General features: G+C 68.2%; 12 protein-coding genes. 11 read left to right on the top strand and 1 reads right to left on the bottom strand.

Annotation, left to right across the window (positions count from 1 at the left end; translation table 11 throughout):
- Positions 1–29: 29 nt before the first annotated feature.
- Positions 30–944, top strand: a complete 915-nt coding sequence (locus G9373_RS03980; RefSeq protein WP_167114026.1) for a LysR family transcriptional regulator — start codon at positions 30–32, stop codon at positions 942–944.
- On the opposite strand, the gene G9373_RS03975 is transcribed toward G9373_RS03980, so the two are convergent.
- The gene (locus tag G9373_RS03975) at positions 912–2,042 is read right to left on the bottom strand and encodes a nitric oxide synthase oxygenase (protein ID WP_167114023.1); all 1,131 of its coding nucleotides are present in this window, start codon (positions 2,040–2,042) and stop codon (positions 912–914) included. The genes G9373_RS03980 and G9373_RS03975 overlap by 33 nt on opposite strands.
- A 141-nt stretch (positions 2,043–2,183) precedes the next feature.
- Between G9373_RS03975 and G9373_RS03970 the strand changes: the two genes are divergently transcribed.
- The 10 genes from G9373_RS03970 (at position 2,184) to G9373_RS03925 (ending at position 13,222) form a co-directional block, all read left to right on the top strand.
- Positions 2,184–3,158: an LLM class flavin-dependent oxidoreductase gene (locus tag G9373_RS03970; RefSeq protein WP_167113969.1), complete on the top strand. Its 975-nt coding sequence runs from the start codon at positions 2,184–2,186 to the stop codon at positions 3,156–3,158.
- 112 nt (positions 3,159–3,270) lie between these two features.
- The gene (locus G9373_RS03965) at positions 3,271–4,287 is read left to right on the top strand and encodes a LacI family DNA-binding transcriptional regulator (protein ID WP_005250920.1); all 1,017 of its coding nucleotides are present in this window, start codon (positions 3,271–3,273) and stop codon (positions 4,285–4,287) included.
- Positions 4,288–5,292 carry a 2-hydroxyacid dehydrogenase gene (locus tag G9373_RS03960; protein ID WP_054245987.1) on the top strand — a complete coding sequence of 335 codons (1,005 nt, stop codon included), beginning with the start codon at positions 4,288–4,290 and terminating at the stop codon, positions 5,290–5,292.
- Entirely contained in the window at positions 5,289–6,506 is a 1,218-nt protein-coding gene (gene manD, locus G9373_RS03955; protein ID WP_167113966.1) for a D-mannonate dehydratase ManD, read from the top strand. The genes G9373_RS03960 and manD overlap by 4 nt, the downstream gene beginning before the upstream one ends.
- A 5-nt stretch (positions 6,507–6,511) precedes the next feature.
- The gene (locus G9373_RS03950) at positions 6,512–8,047 is read left to right on the top strand and encodes a mannitol dehydrogenase family protein (protein ID WP_133985255.1); all 1,536 of its coding nucleotides are present in this window, start codon (positions 6,512–6,514) and stop codon (positions 8,045–8,047) included.
- 50 nt (positions 8,048–8,097) lie between these two features.
- Complete coding sequence (locus tag G9373_RS03945) at positions 8,098–9,477, top strand: MFS transporter (RefSeq protein ID WP_054245996.1); 1,380 nt, start codon at positions 8,098–8,100, stop codon at positions 9,475–9,477.
- Positions 9,474–10,088 carry a bifunctional 4-hydroxy-2-oxoglutarate aldolase/2-dehydro-3-deoxy-phosphogluconate aldolase gene (locus tag G9373_RS03940; RefSeq protein WP_167113963.1) on the top strand — a complete coding sequence of 205 codons (615 nt, stop codon included), beginning with the start codon at positions 9,474–9,476 and terminating at the stop codon, positions 10,086–10,088. Before G9373_RS03945 ends, G9373_RS03940 begins: the two co-directional genes overlap by 4 nt.
- On the top strand, positions 10,088–11,026 hold the full coding sequence (locus G9373_RS03935) for a sugar kinase (RefSeq protein ID WP_167113961.1): 939 nt from the start codon (positions 10,088–10,090) through the stop codon (positions 11,024–11,026). The genes G9373_RS03940 and G9373_RS03935 overlap by 1 nt, the downstream gene beginning before the upstream one ends.
- Before the next feature lie 35 nt (positions 11,027–11,061).
- Entirely contained in the window at positions 11,062–12,132 is a 1,071-nt protein-coding gene (locus G9373_RS03930) for an L-idonate 5-dehydrogenase (protein WP_167113958.1), read from the top strand.
- An 88-nt stretch (positions 12,133–12,220) separates the two neighbouring features.
- The gene (locus tag G9373_RS03925) at positions 12,221–13,222 is read left to right on the top strand and encodes an MDR family oxidoreductase (protein WP_054245991.1); all 1,002 of its coding nucleotides are present in this window, start codon (positions 12,221–12,223) and stop codon (positions 13,220–13,222) included.
- Positions 13,223–13,230: the final 8 nt, after the last annotated feature.

Here is a 13,230-nt window from a genome sequence, read left to right as displayed (position 1 = left end):
AGCACATAGACAGGATCTATATTATCGGTATGGCCGACGTGGACCTCAACCTCATCAGGACCTTCGTGCTGCTGTATGAAACGCGGAGCGTCACCCGTACGGCGGAGCTGCTGTTCATCACGCAGCCGTCGGTGAGCCATTCGCTCCGCCGACTGCGGCGGCAGTTCAACGACGACCTATTCATCCGGTCGCCGGACGGCTTGGCGCCCACGGTTCTGGCGGCGAGTATGTACCCGCAATTGCATCAGGCGCTGGAGGTCATCGACGAGACCGTCTCCGGTGTCGGTCAATTCGACGCCGAGACGTCGGACCGAACCTTTCGGATCTGCGCCACCGATCTCGGGGAGATTTCACTGCTCCCCGGAGTGCTCGCGGCGCTGGAAACCCGCGCTCCCGGCTGCGCCGTGCAAGTAACGCCGCTCGATTTTGCCAGTGCCGCAGAGGAATTGCGTCAGGGTCGTGCTGACGCCGTCATCTGCACACCGCGCATCGACGCGCCGGATCTGCGCCGCGACCCCCTGTTTCGGGAAGGCTATCTCGGACTGTGCGCACTCGGGCATCCGCGGATCGGAGTCGAACCCGGCCTGGACGATTTCCTTGCCGAACGGCACATCGTCGTCGACGCCGCCGCCGGGCACGTGGACGCTGATCAAGCCCTCGCGAGGATGGGGCGTCGCCGTGACATCGCCGTGCGGGTACCGCACTTCGCGGTGCTGCCGGAACTGGTGGCGCAGACCCGGCACCTCGCCGTGGTGCCGAGCCGGGTCGCGGAACTGTTCACCCGGTCCTCGCCCGTCCGCACGTTCGCGCTACCTGTCGAGATACCGAACGTCGAGGTGTCGCTCTTTACCGTGCGGCGGGCTCTCCCGTCGCCGGGCGTCGATTGGTTGCGGGAGTTGATAGCCGACGTCCTACAGGCTCCCGCCGCCGATCGGACATCCTGATGCCGTGGCGGCCGGGAGAAAGTTAGGGCGGATGTCCATGTCGGGGGCGTCGTAGAGCCGGTGGAAGGTGGGCGTGAGTGCCGCCGACATCGGCGGGTTGATCCACGACCAGTCGGTGGGGCACTTCCGGCCGAGTGACTCTTCTCGTTCGACGTGGCTGATGAACTGCTTGGCGACGGTGTGATGATCGACCATGTGCACACCGGCCTGCCGGTAACTGTGGATCACGGCGCGGTTCAGTTCGACCAGTGCGCGGTCGCGCCACAGCGTCCGCTCCGACGCCGTGTCCAGGCACAGCCGTTCGGCGATGGCGGGCAGCATGTCGTACCGATCCTGGTCGCTGAGGTTGCGGGCCCCGACCTCGGTGCTCACGTACCACCCGCTGAACGGGGCGAGCGGGTAGGTCAGCCCGCCGACCGAGAAACTCATGTTCGACACGGCGGGAACGGCATGCCACTTGAGACCGAGATCGGCGAACCAGGCGTAGTCGGGGTGCTCGATCTGGACCTCGAGCACCAGCTCGGATGGAATCTCGTACCAGCGCAGCGTCTCGTCGGGGGTGCTGACCAGCAGCGGCAGCACGTCGAACGGCGTGCCTGCGCCCCGCCACCCCATCTTCGTCACCGCCTCGGTGATGCCGACCTGCGCGGGGTCCCCGGTCACCGTCCCGTCCGCGTGGCGGTAGCCCGCGTACCGGATCAGTTGCGGGCTGACGATCTTGTACTCGCGACCGTCGGAAAGCGGCAGCGGACCGACCGTGATGACCGAGCGCAGCGCGCCGCCGTTCGTCGCGACCCGCAGGTGCTCCCAGCACGCCTCCGCAATCTCGTCCGCGGTGGTGACGTGCCGGGCGTCGATCAGCTTCAGCGTGCGCCAGTGCTTGCGACCGACGCACCGGGCGTGGTTGCGCCAGGCCAGCTGCGAGCCGACTTCCAGTTCCTCCACGGTGTGCTCGTAGCGGCCCGTCTCCGCCAGCGACTCCAGTGCGTCCGCGAGGCGGGCCGTGGGCAGGTGGGCCAGCTCGGGCTCACTGAAGAACTCTGCGCACTCCCGCATCTGCGCTGCGGACCGCGACGTGACGTCCAGCGAGGACGACATAGTCCCTGTGCTGCTCACCATTGACCTCCCAGCGATCGTGGATCGTGCGGCGGTCAGTATGTCAGCGAAGCGCGCACACTCGTCCACCGAGTGCGGACGGGGTGAGGAAATACCGTCGGCCGGCGGACCGTTGCCCCGGGGGTGAAGCTGTCGATTCTGGACCGGTCCCGCACGCGCCGGGGTGCGCCCGACTCTGCCGCGCTGACCGGGACGATCGAGCGTGCGGTGCATGCCGAGCATCTGGGGTTCCATCGGTTCTGGGTGGCCGAGCATCACGCCGTGCCGGGCATCGCGAGTGGGTCGCCGCCGGTGCTGCTCGCTGCCCTCGGCGCCCGCACCGCCCGGATCCGGCTGGGCTCGGGTGGTGTGATGCTGCCGAATCATCAGCCTCTCGTGGTGGCCGAGCAGTTCCTGATGCTGGAGGCGATGTACCCGGGCCGGATCGACCTGGGCGTCGGACGGTCGCTGGGATTCACGAAGCCGGTACGCGAGGCGCTGCGCCGCGACCGCAACGCCCCCGACACGTTCGCCGGCGACCTCGACGAGGTGCGGAGCTACCTCGAGGGCAAGGGCGCCGTGACGGCCCGGCCTCACGTGACGAGTCCACCGCCGATGTTCGTTCTCGCTACCCGGCGCGGGCTCGACTTCGCCGCGAAAGCGGGTCTGCCGGTGGTGGTCGGTGGGCCGATCCTCGGAGCGCCGGGCGCCCGCGTCCCGGAACTCGACCGGTACCGCGACAGCTTCGTCCCGTCCGCGGGGAATCCGTCCCCGTACGTGATCGTCTCACTCGAGGTCATGATCGCCGAGGACGCAGATCGATCCCGTGAGCTGCTGCTTCCGGAGGCGTGGGCGCTGGCGCAGTCGAGCCGGACCGGCGAGTTCCCGCCGCTCGAATCGGTCGCGGACATCCGGGGTCGGGCGTGGACTCCGCGGTTGCGCGAACAGGTCGACGCCTCGATCGCGTCGTCGGTCCACGGCACCGCCGAGCAGGTGCGGCTCGCGCTCGAGGCCCTGGCCGCGCGTACCGGTGCGGACGAACTCCTGGCCTCGACGTCGACGTTCGACCGGGCCGCGCTGTTCGAATCCGATCGGCAGTTATCGCTTCTGGACGTGTGAACACGCACGCCGCACAGGTTTGCTGCAAGCCTTGCGCAACTATTGACAACCTTGCGCAAGCCGGTGGATAGTGTGTGTCGGCAGTCACAACGAACAGCGAGGCGGTAGCACCGTGGCACCCACCTTGACCGAGGTCGCACAACGCGCAGGGGTATCCCTGTCCACCGCGTCACGGGCGTTCAGTGCCCCGGACCGGATCGGACCGGACACGCTCGCGCGGATCATCGCGGTCGCCGACGAGATCGGCTACCGGGCGGCGTCACCGACCCGCACCGACGTCGTGCGCCCCACCGCCACCACCGTCGCGGTCGTGGTGCCCGACATCGGACACACGGTGTTCGCGAGCTTCGTGAAGGCGGCGCAGGCTCAGGGGTGGCACCGGCGCCAGACGGTGCTCCTCACCGACACCGACGGCAGCGCCGACCGTGAGCGTGAGGTTCTCGGCGAGTTGCAGGGTCGCGTCGACGCACTCGTGGTCTGCGCTCCGCGGCTGCCCGCATCGGACATCGTGCAGCTCGCCGGCGACACCCCCCTGGTGCTCGTCAACCGCTCGTCACCCGAATGCGATTGCATCGTGGCGGATTCCGAAGACGGAATTCGCCAGGCCATCGACTACCTCGTCGCCCTCGGGCACGAGCACCTCGCCTACGTCCAGGGCTCGCCGCAGTCCTGGTCGAACCAGCGTCGTGTCGCCGCGGTCGAGGAATTCTGCAAGGCCAGGGATGTGCAGCTGAGTCTACTCGGCTGGCAGCAGGAAACCCTCGCGGGCGGTCATGCCGCCGCGGCGAGCGTGATCGCGACGGGCGCGAGCGCCGTGATCACACACAACGATCCGATGGCCATCGGAGTGATGAACGGCGTCCGCGCAATGGGCTTCTCGGTGCCGGCGGACCTGAGCGTCGTCGGCATCGACGACTCGCCGCTGGCCGAACTCGCCAGCCCCGCGCTCACGAGCATCAATGTGCCGATGGCACGAGCCGGAGTGCTGAGTCTGGACCTGGTGTTCCAGCGCGCGAACGAGCCGGACTCCGATATCCGAGAAATCCACCTCCCCACTCAACTGGTCGTCCGGGCTTCGGCCGGACCGGCGCACGATCGGGTGTTTCGCCCCGGAAAAGAGAGCCGCTAGATGAAAATCGTTGTTGCCGACAGCAACCTGATTCCGCACCGATCCCGGCTCGAGGCCGCAGTTCCGTCCGAATCGCGGCTGTCCTGGCACGGCGGCTTCGACGAGGCCGCCCTGATCGAGGATCTGCGCGACGCCGACGTCTATGTCGGGGGAAAGTTCACACCGTCCATGGCGTCGGCTGCCGAGAGGCTGCGCCTCGTCCACGTCGCCGGTGCCGGCACGGACAACATCACCTTCGATGCCCTGGCGCAGGACGTGCTGGTGGCGAACACCTTCCATCACGAGAAGTCGATCGCGGAATACGTCGTGGCGGCCGCGGTGATGCTTCGACGCGGCTTCGTCGCGCAGGACAAGGCACTCCGGCAGGGCGTCTGGGCCACCTCGGTCTACGACGACCGTCTTACGCAGTCGAATTCGCTGCAGGGCGCGCGAGTGGGCTTCGTGGGGTTCGGCCACATCGGCCACGCCACGTGGAATCTGTTCCGAGCATTCGGCGCGACAGGAGCGGCCGTGACCGGTCGTGGCAACGTCGACGCGCCGAGTGCGGGACTGGACTGGGCGGCCGACGTGTCCCAACTCGGGCGTCTCCTCGTCGAATCCGATGTCGTCGTGGTGTCCGCACCGCTCGACGACCGTACGCGGGGCATGATCGGCGCCGACGAATTGCGCGCACTCGGTAGCGACGGTGTGCTGGTGAATGTGGGCCGCGGACCTCTCGTCCAGGAGCAGGCACTGTTCGACGCACTGTCCTCGTCGACCATCGCGGCCGCGGCCATCGACGTCTGGTACGACTATCCCGGACCCGACGGTCGAGGGACGCCCAGCGCTCTGCCGTTCTCCGAACTCCCCAACATCCTGATGACACCGCATTCTTCGGGAGTCTCACAACAGACTTTCGTCGGACGCGTCGACGACATCGCCGACAACATCACTCGACTCACGCGCGGTGAGCAACTGCGCAACGTCGTCGCCCCCGCCGTCGGCTCGAAAGGATCACGAGCATGACCGACAAGATCATCTCCGCGGACGTGCTGATCTGCAGCCCCACCCGCAACTTCGTCACCGTCAAGATCACCACGGCCGACGGCGTCGTCGGCTACGGTGACGCCACGCTCAACGGCCGTGAACTGTCCGTCGCGTCGTATCTCCGGGACCATGTCGCGCCCTTGCTGATCGGGCGCGACCCGGCGCGGATCGAGGACACCTGGCAGTACCTCTACCGCGGCGTGTACTGGCGGCGCGGGCCCGTCACGATGGCCGCGATCGGAGCCGTGGACGTCGCACTCTGGGACATCAAGGGCAAGACCCTCGGCCAGCCCGTCTACCAGCTGCTCGGCGGCGCCGTCCGCGACCGGGTGCTCTCCTACACCCACGCGACCGGGTGGGACGCGCCCGCGCTACTCGACTCCGTCGACGCCAAGCGCGCGAAGGGCTTCCAGGCGATTCGAGTGCAGTCCGGGGTTCCCGGCCTGGATTCGGTGTACGGCGTGCACCAGGGCGCCGCCGGATACGAGCCCGCAAGCCGCGGCGCACTCCCGGTCGAGGAAGTATGGGACACCGATGCCTACCTCAACCATGCACCCCGGATCCTCGAAGCGGTCCGTGAACACGTCGGCCCCGACCTCAAATTGCTGCACGACGCCCACCATCGGCTCACCCCGCAGCAGGCCGCACGGCTGGGGAAGTCGGTCGAACATGTGGACCTGTTCTGGCTCGAGGACGTCACGCCCGCCGAGAATCAGGACGCGCTGCGTCTGGTGCGCAACCACACCACCACACCCCTGGCGATCGGGGAGGTCTTCAACACGATCTGGGACTGCCAGCACCTGATCACCGAACAGCTGATCGACTTCATCCGGGTGGCCATCGTCCACGCGGGCGGAATCAGCCACGTCCGCAAGATCTTCGCGCTCGCCGAGGTGTACCAGATTCGCGGCGGACCGCACGGCCCGTCGGACGTCTCGCCGATCTCCCTGGGCGCGAGCCTGCACCTCGGGCTTGCGACGCCGAACTTCGGAATCCAGGAGTACATGGGCTACGACCCGCTCGTCAGCGAGGTCTTCCCCCACGAGTGGTCGTTCTCGGACGGGCACCTCACCCCCGGCGACGTTCCGGGCATCGGAGTGAGCATGAACGAGGAACTCGCGGAGCAATATCCGTACGAGCAGGCCTACCTCCCGGTCGCCCGGCGCCGCGACGGCTCCATGACGGATTGGTGACGAGCATGTCCGAACCGACACTCTCGCGCCGAAACGTTCCCGCTGCGGCACTGATCCACCGGCGGGTACCGGAAGGCGCCGGGATCGTGCACCTGGGCCTCGGCAACTTCCACCGCGCACACCAGGCGGTGTACACCGCGCTCGCGATGGAACGCGAACCCGGACCGTGGGGCATTCTCGGTGTGGCGAGCCGCTCGAGCACCGTCGCCGATGCGATGAACGCGCAGGACCTCCTGTACAGCGTCGTCGAGATCTCGCCGGACGGTTCTCGTGTGAGCGTCCCGGGTTCACACACCGGAACGCTGGTGGCCGAGCAGGACCCGGAGTCGGTCGTCCGTGCGATCGCGGACCCGGCGACGAAGATCGTCACGATCACGGTGACCGAACACGGGTACACGGTCTCACCCGAGACCGGTTCCCTCGACCTCGACTCCGATGTCGTTCGCCGCGACCTCGCCCAAATGCGGACGCCCCGCACCACGATCGGGCAGATCGCCCGCGGACTGGCCCTGCGGGCGAGCACGCACGCCGCCCCGGTCACGATCCTCAGCTGCGACAACCTGCTGTCCAACGGGCGCCAGACCGAAAGGCTCGTACGCGAGTTCGTCGGCACCTTCGCGCCGCCTCTCCGCGACGACCTGCTGTCCTGGATGAACTCGTCCGTGACGTTCCCCAACTCGATGGTGGACCGGATCGTGCCGTCCGGTTCGGACCGCTACAACGAGGCGGCACTGGCACACCTCGGCGTGCGCGACACGATCGCCGTCCCCGCGGAGCCGTTCACGATGTGGGTCATGGAGGAGCGGTTCGCCGCCGGGCGTCCCGCCTGGGAGCACGGTGGCGCGCTGTTCACCGACGACGTCGAGCCGTACGAGCTGATGAAGGTCCGACTGCTCAACGGGACGCATTCGCTCATCGCCTACCTCGGCGCACTCGACGGGCGCACCACCATCCCCGAGTCCGTGGCGCAGCCGTTCGTCGAGGACGCAGCGCGGCGGATCCTCTGCGACGAGTACCTGCCGACGGTCACCGTTCCCGCATCGGTGGACACGGACGACTACATCCGGCAGCTGTTCTCGCGTTGGTCCAATACCGCTCTGGGACATCGCACCTCGCAGGTCGGATCCGACGGATCGGTCAAACTGGCGCAGCGCATCCCGATTCCCGCGCTCGAACACCTCGGCCGCGGTACCGTCCCGCAGTACCTTTCTCTGACGGTGGCGGCATACCTCTGCTGCATCGCCCCGCCGCCCGGGTTCGATCCCGGCCCCCACGCACGATCCATGACCGACCCCGCTCGACCGCGCCTGGCAGGAATGGCCGACAACGCCGCGTCCACTACCGAATTCGTTCGCTCCGTCTTCGTCGACGGAGGTCTGTTTCCCAGCACTCTCGCTTCGCACACCGACTTCGTCTCGCGGATCGCCGACTTCGTCGACATCATCGTCCGTCACGGGCCGGCAGTCGCCGCCGGCGAAGCATCCGACCCGGTCCCGGACCTCGGCACGATCACGTCGCTGCGGTCCAGCGCGACCATCTGACTCCCTCACCCCTTGCCCGGACTATTCCGGGACCACCAATGGAGGAATCCATGGACACTACACTCGACCCCACGGTGAACCCGAAAACTCCCGGCCGCGGTGGCGGTACACCCCAGGCAGACCCGTCCGCGGTCCGCCGGGCGGCGTGGGCGGGGCTCATCGGCACCACGCTCGAGCAGTACGACTTCGTCATCTACGGCACCGCTTCGGCGCTGATATTCAACACCCTGTTCTTCCCGAACATCTCGCCGGCGGCGGGCATCCTCGCGAGCTTCAGCGCCTACGCCGTCGGGTTTCTCGCCCGGCCGCTCGGCGGCCTGTTCTTCTCGCGGTACGGAGAGCGTCTCGGCCGCAAGTGGGTGCTCGTCGCGACGCTGATGCTGATGGGCGGCGCGACACTGGGTATCGGCCTGCTGCCCACCTACAGTCAGGTCGGGCTGCTCGCACCTGCTCTCCTCGTCGCATGCCGATTCTTCCAGGGGTTCGGAGCGGGAGCCGAACAGTCCGGCGGTGCAACCCTTCTGACGGAGACGGCGCAGATAGGCAGGCGAGGTAGGCTCGCCGCCCTGGTGATGACGGGAGCCGCACTGGGCACGGCGCTCGGCGCAGTCGCGTGGATCGCCGCGCAGCTCCTGCCCGAAGAGCAGCTCATGTCCTGGGGCTGGCGTCTCGTGTTCGTCAGCAGTCTGTTCGTCACGGTCGCCGCGTTCGTCATTCGTCGCAAGCTCAACGAGAGCCCGGTGTTCCAGGAACTCAAGGAGCAGCACCAGGTTCCGAAGACGCCGGTGAAGGAGATCTTCGCGAACGGCAAGAAGCCGCTGTTCATCGTCATGTTCATGACCATCGGCATCAGCGCGCAGTCGTACACGTACCAGGTGTTCATGGCCTCGTACCTCAAGAACGACGTGCACGTCGACCCCACGTTCATTCCCAAGGTGCTGCTGGTCGGGGCCATCTGCGGCGGCATCGCGGCCTACGGGTTCGGCCGCCTGTCCGATCGGGTGGGCCGCAAGCCGGTGTACATCTCGATCGTGATCGCCCTGATCATCCTGCCGGTGCCGACCTTCCTGGCCCTGAACACCGGCTCGCATCTGCTGATCACGATGGCGATGATCGTCGGCTTCATCCTGGCCTGCCAGGGCGCCGTCGGCGTCACCATGAGCTACTTCCCGGAGATCTTCGGCTCCCGCTACCGCTACGCCGGCGTCACACTCGGCCGCGAATTCGCCTCGATCTTCGGCGGCGGTGTCGCACCGCTGATCTGTGCGGCGCTCGTCACGGCGTTCTCCGGCTCGTGGATCCCCGTGGCCGTCTACATGATCCTGATGGCCGTGACCGTTCTGATCGCCTCGGCGATGGCACCGGAAACCCGCGACCGCGACCTCACGCTGGCCGCCAACGCCACCGACCGTGAGGTGACGGCGGCATGACGTCTTCCGTCATCGCGGTGCTGCGTGCCGCGGACGCCAACCGGTACGCCCCGGTGGTGAACGTCCTCGCCGAGAACGGCGTGCGCGCCGTCGAGCTGACGATGAGCACGCCGGGAACCCTCGAGTCCCTGAGCAGCATCCGGCGCGCCGCACCCGACGGCGTCGAGATCGGGGTCGGGACGGTCACCACCGTCGAGCAGGCCCGCGCCGCCCTCGACGTGGGAGCCGACTTCCTCGTGACGCCGACGACCAACCTCGACGTCATCGCCACGGCCGTGCGTGCCGGAGTTCCGATCTACCCGGGCGGATTCACCCCGACCGAGCTGTGGAACGGATGGAACGCGGGTGCCACTGCCGTGAAGGTGTTCCCGGCGTCGGTGGTCGGGCCGGAGTACATCGGGCACCTGCGCGGGCCCTTCCCCGACATCCAGGTCGTCCCCTCGGGTGGGGTGGGCATCGACGACGTCCCCGCGTGGTTCGCGGCCGGAGCGGCGGCGGTCAGCCTCGGCGGAACGTTGATCGGGGACGCACTCCGCGGAGGCGACCTCGGGCAGCTGGCCGAACGATGCCGGCGCCTCACCGACGTCGTCGCCGAACTGGAGGTCGCGTGATGACGGTGCTGACGTTCGGCGAGACGATGGCCCTCACCAGGGCGGTGGACACCGGTGCCCTCGCCCACACATCGACACTGCATCTGGGAATCGGCGGCGCCGAATCGAACTTCGCGATCGCCTTGCGGCGACTCGGCGTCGACGTCACCTGGATCGGGCGCGTCGGCCAGGACAGCCTGGGCGACCTGATCGAACGGGAACTCCGGGCCGAGGGAATCACCGCCGACGTCATCCGCGATCCGGACGCTCCGACCGGACTGATGGTGAAGGAGCGGCGAACCGCCACCGCCACCCGCGTCTGGTACTACCGGACCGGCAGCGCGGGGTCACGGCTCACGATGTCGGACATCGCGGACGACCGCCTCGAGTCGGCGTCCCTGCTGCACGTCACCGGCATCACCCCCGCCCTGTCCGACACCGCCAGGAAGACCACCCTGCACTGCGTCGAACGGGCACGCGCACTGGGCATTCCGGTGTCATTCGATCTCAACTATCGCCGCGCGCTGTGGTCGCCGGACGACGCGGGCCCCGTCTTCCGTGAGCTGATCGGATTGTCGGACATCGTCTTCGCAGGTGAGGACGAGGCCGCCATCGCGGTGGGCGACGGCACTCCCGCCGAACTCGTCGCCCGCATCCGCGACCTCGGACCACGCGAGAGCATCCTGAAACTGGGCGACCAGGGATGCCTCGCGATGGTCGACGGAGAGACGTACTCCCTGCCCGCGGTGCCGGTGAGCGTGGTCGACTCCGTCGGGGCCGGAGACGGTTTCGTCGCCGGCTACCTCGCGGAACGACTGGCCGGTGAGGCACCCGCCGACCGCCTGCGAACCGCTGTGACGGTCGGGGCGTTCGCGTGCACCGTGTCCGGCGACTGGGAGGGCATGCCACGCCGGGACGAACTCGGCCTTCTCACCACAACGGAACCCGTCACCAGATGACCAGCTCCGATCTCCGACAGAACTGGACTCCACGCATGAACACCAGCCCGACCACCGCTTCACACGCCACCGAGATTCCGACGCACGCGCAGGCGGTCGTCGCCCACGGCGCGCAGGACCTGCGCGTGGAGGAGGTGCCGATCGCCGCACCGAAGCCGGACGAAGCGGTGATCCGCATCGCCTACGGCGGGATCTGCGGATCCGATCTGCACTACTGGCAGCACGGCGCCGCCGGCGAGTCGATCCTTCGCGCACCGATGCGGCTCGGACACGAGGCGTCGGGCACCGTCCTGATCGGCGCGACGGACGGAAGCGGTCCCGGCGCCGGCACCCCCGTCACCATCCATCCCGCGACCCCCGGCGGCGACAGCGCGAAGTATCCAGCCGATCGCCCCAATATTTCCCCCGGATGCACGTACCTGGGTAGTGCGGCGCACTTCCCGCACGCGGACGGGTTGTTCGTCAGCCACGTCGCCGTCCCGACCCGCATGCTCCGGGTTCTTCCCGACGGCCTCGATCTTCGTCTGGCGTCACTGGCCGAGCCGGCGAGCGTGGCGTGGCACGCGGTCGCGCGGGCAGGGGAGGTGAAGGACCGGTCGGTCCTCGTCATCGGTGCCGGACCCATCGGCGCGCTCGTCGTGGCGGTGCTGAAGCGAGCGGGCGCCGGGAAGATCACGGCGGTGGACATGCACGAGTACCCGCTGAGGATCGCGCGCGCCGTGGGTGCGGACGCGACACTCACCGCCACCGATGCCGACGCAGTCGCGGCGGTGGAAGCGGACGTCACCATCGAATGCTCCGGCAACCATCGCGGTCTGGCATCGGCAATCCACGGCACGGCCCGCGGCGGCCGGGTCGTGATGGTCGGTCTGCTTCCCTCGGGGGATCAGCCGGTACCCATGTCGATCGCGATCACCCGGGAACTGGATCTGGTCGGCTCGTTCCGGTTCAACGACGAGATCGACGAGGTGGTGGCCGCCCTCGCCGAGGGCTCGCTGGTGGTGGATCCGATCGTCACGGCCGAGTACGACGTCGCCGATGCGCTCACCGCGTTCGCGTCGGCCAGGGCTGCGTCCTCGTCGAGCAAGGTGCTCCTGCGGTTCTGATCCGGGGAACGTCGCCCCGGCCTCGTCTGCGGGGCACGGCTGTCGCATGATGGTCTCGACGCACCCCCGAGGTCAGGAGAGCAAGCTGATGAAGGAATTCACCGCCTGGATCGCTCGCGAGAACGAGGGCGCCATCGGCCTCTCCCAGGAGACGGTCGCCGAGTCGTTCCTGCCGCAGGGCGAGGTCACGATCCAGGTCGAGTACTCCAGCGTGAACTTCAAGGACGCACTGGCGCTCACACCGAAGGGTGGAGTGGTCCGCGAGTACCCCATCGTGCCCGGTATCGACGTGGCGGGCACCGTCGTCGAGTCGCAGTCCCCGGAGTTCTCCGTCGGTGACACGGTCATCGCGCACGGTTACGACATCGGCACCGCCCGTCACGGTGGGTACGCGCAGTTCGCCCGCGTCCCGGCCGACTGGGTGGTGAAACTCGACGGCATGTCCACCCGCACCGCTGCCGCGATCGGTACCGCCGGTTTCACGGCCGCGATGAGCGTGGAGGCGCTGCTGTCCCGTGGGGTCGAGCCGGGCAACGGTCCGGTGCTCGTGACCGGTGCGAGTGGCGGCGTCGGCACCGTCGCCGTCGACCTGCTGTCGGCGGCGGGTTTCGAGGTGGTCGCGTCGAGCGGAAAGCCGGAGAAGGCGGAACTGCTCACCGAACTGGGCGCGAGCACGGTGATCGGCCGCCTCCCGGAGCCCGACACGAAACCGCGTCCGCTCGGCAAGGCGCAGTGGGCTGCGGCGGTCGACTGCGTCGGCGGCGCCACCCTCGCGCACGTGCTCAGCACCATCGAGTACGGCGGTGCGGTCGCGGCGAGTGGGCTGACCGGCGGACCGAAGTTGGAGACCACGGTCCTGCCGTTCATCCTGCGCGGTGTCAGCCTGCTCGGCATCGACTCGGTGCAGTACCCGATCGAGCAGCGGCGCCGGCTGTGGGGCCGTCTCGCGTCCGACCTCGCGCCGTCCCGGCTCGAGTCGATCACCCACGACGTTCCGATCGCGGACGTCGTCTCGGTGATCGACCAGGTGCGGGCCGGCACCTACTCGGGCCGGGCCGTGGTGGGCGTCGCCCCCGTGAGTGCTTATTAACGTCCCGC

Origin of the sequence: Rhodococcus sp. A14 (assembly GCF_011603105.1) — a bacterium.
GTDB classification, from domain to species: domain Bacteria; phylum Actinomycetota; class Actinomycetes; order Mycobacteriales; family Mycobacteriaceae; genus Rhodococcus_F; species Rhodococcus_F opacus.
The sequence above is the reverse complement of the archived record's forward strand: the minus strand, read 5'-3'. Positions and strand labels throughout refer to the sequence as shown.

Coding starts and splice junctions, on each gene's coding strand:
- G9373_RS03980 (WP_167114026.1), top strand. CDS start 30: ATGGCCGACGTGGACCTCAACCTCATCAGGACCTTCGTGCTGCTGTAT.
- G9373_RS03930 (WP_167113958.1), top strand. CDS start 11,062: ATGAACACCAGCCCGACCACCGCTTCACACGCCACCGAGATTCCGACG.
- G9373_RS03975 (WP_167114023.1), bottom strand. CDS start 2,042: ATGTCGTCCTCGCTGGACGTCACGTCGCGGTCCGCAGCGCAGATGCGG.
- manD (WP_167113966.1), top strand. CDS start 5,289: ATGACCGACAAGATCATCTCCGCGGACGTGCTGATCTGCAGCCCCACC.
- G9373_RS03935 (WP_167113961.1), top strand. CDS start 10,088: ATGACGGTGCTGACGTTCGGCGAGACGATGGCCCTCACCAGGGCGGTG.
- G9373_RS03950 (WP_133985255.1), top strand. CDS start 6,512: ATGTCCGAACCGACACTCTCGCGCCGAAACGTTCCCGCTGCGGCACTG.
- G9373_RS03925 (WP_054245991.1), top strand. CDS start 12,221: ATGAAGGAATTCACCGCCTGGATCGCTCGCGAGAACGAGGGCGCCATC.
- G9373_RS03945 (WP_054245996.1), top strand. CDS start 8,098: ATGGACACTACACTCGACCCCACGGTGAACCCGAAAACTCCCGGCCGC.
- G9373_RS03940 (WP_167113963.1), top strand. CDS start 9,474: ATGACGTCTTCCGTCATCGCGGTGCTGCGTGCCGCGGACGCCAACCGG.
- G9373_RS03960 (WP_054245987.1), top strand. CDS start 4,288: ATGAAAATCGTTGTTGCCGACAGCAACCTGATTCCGCACCGATCCCGG.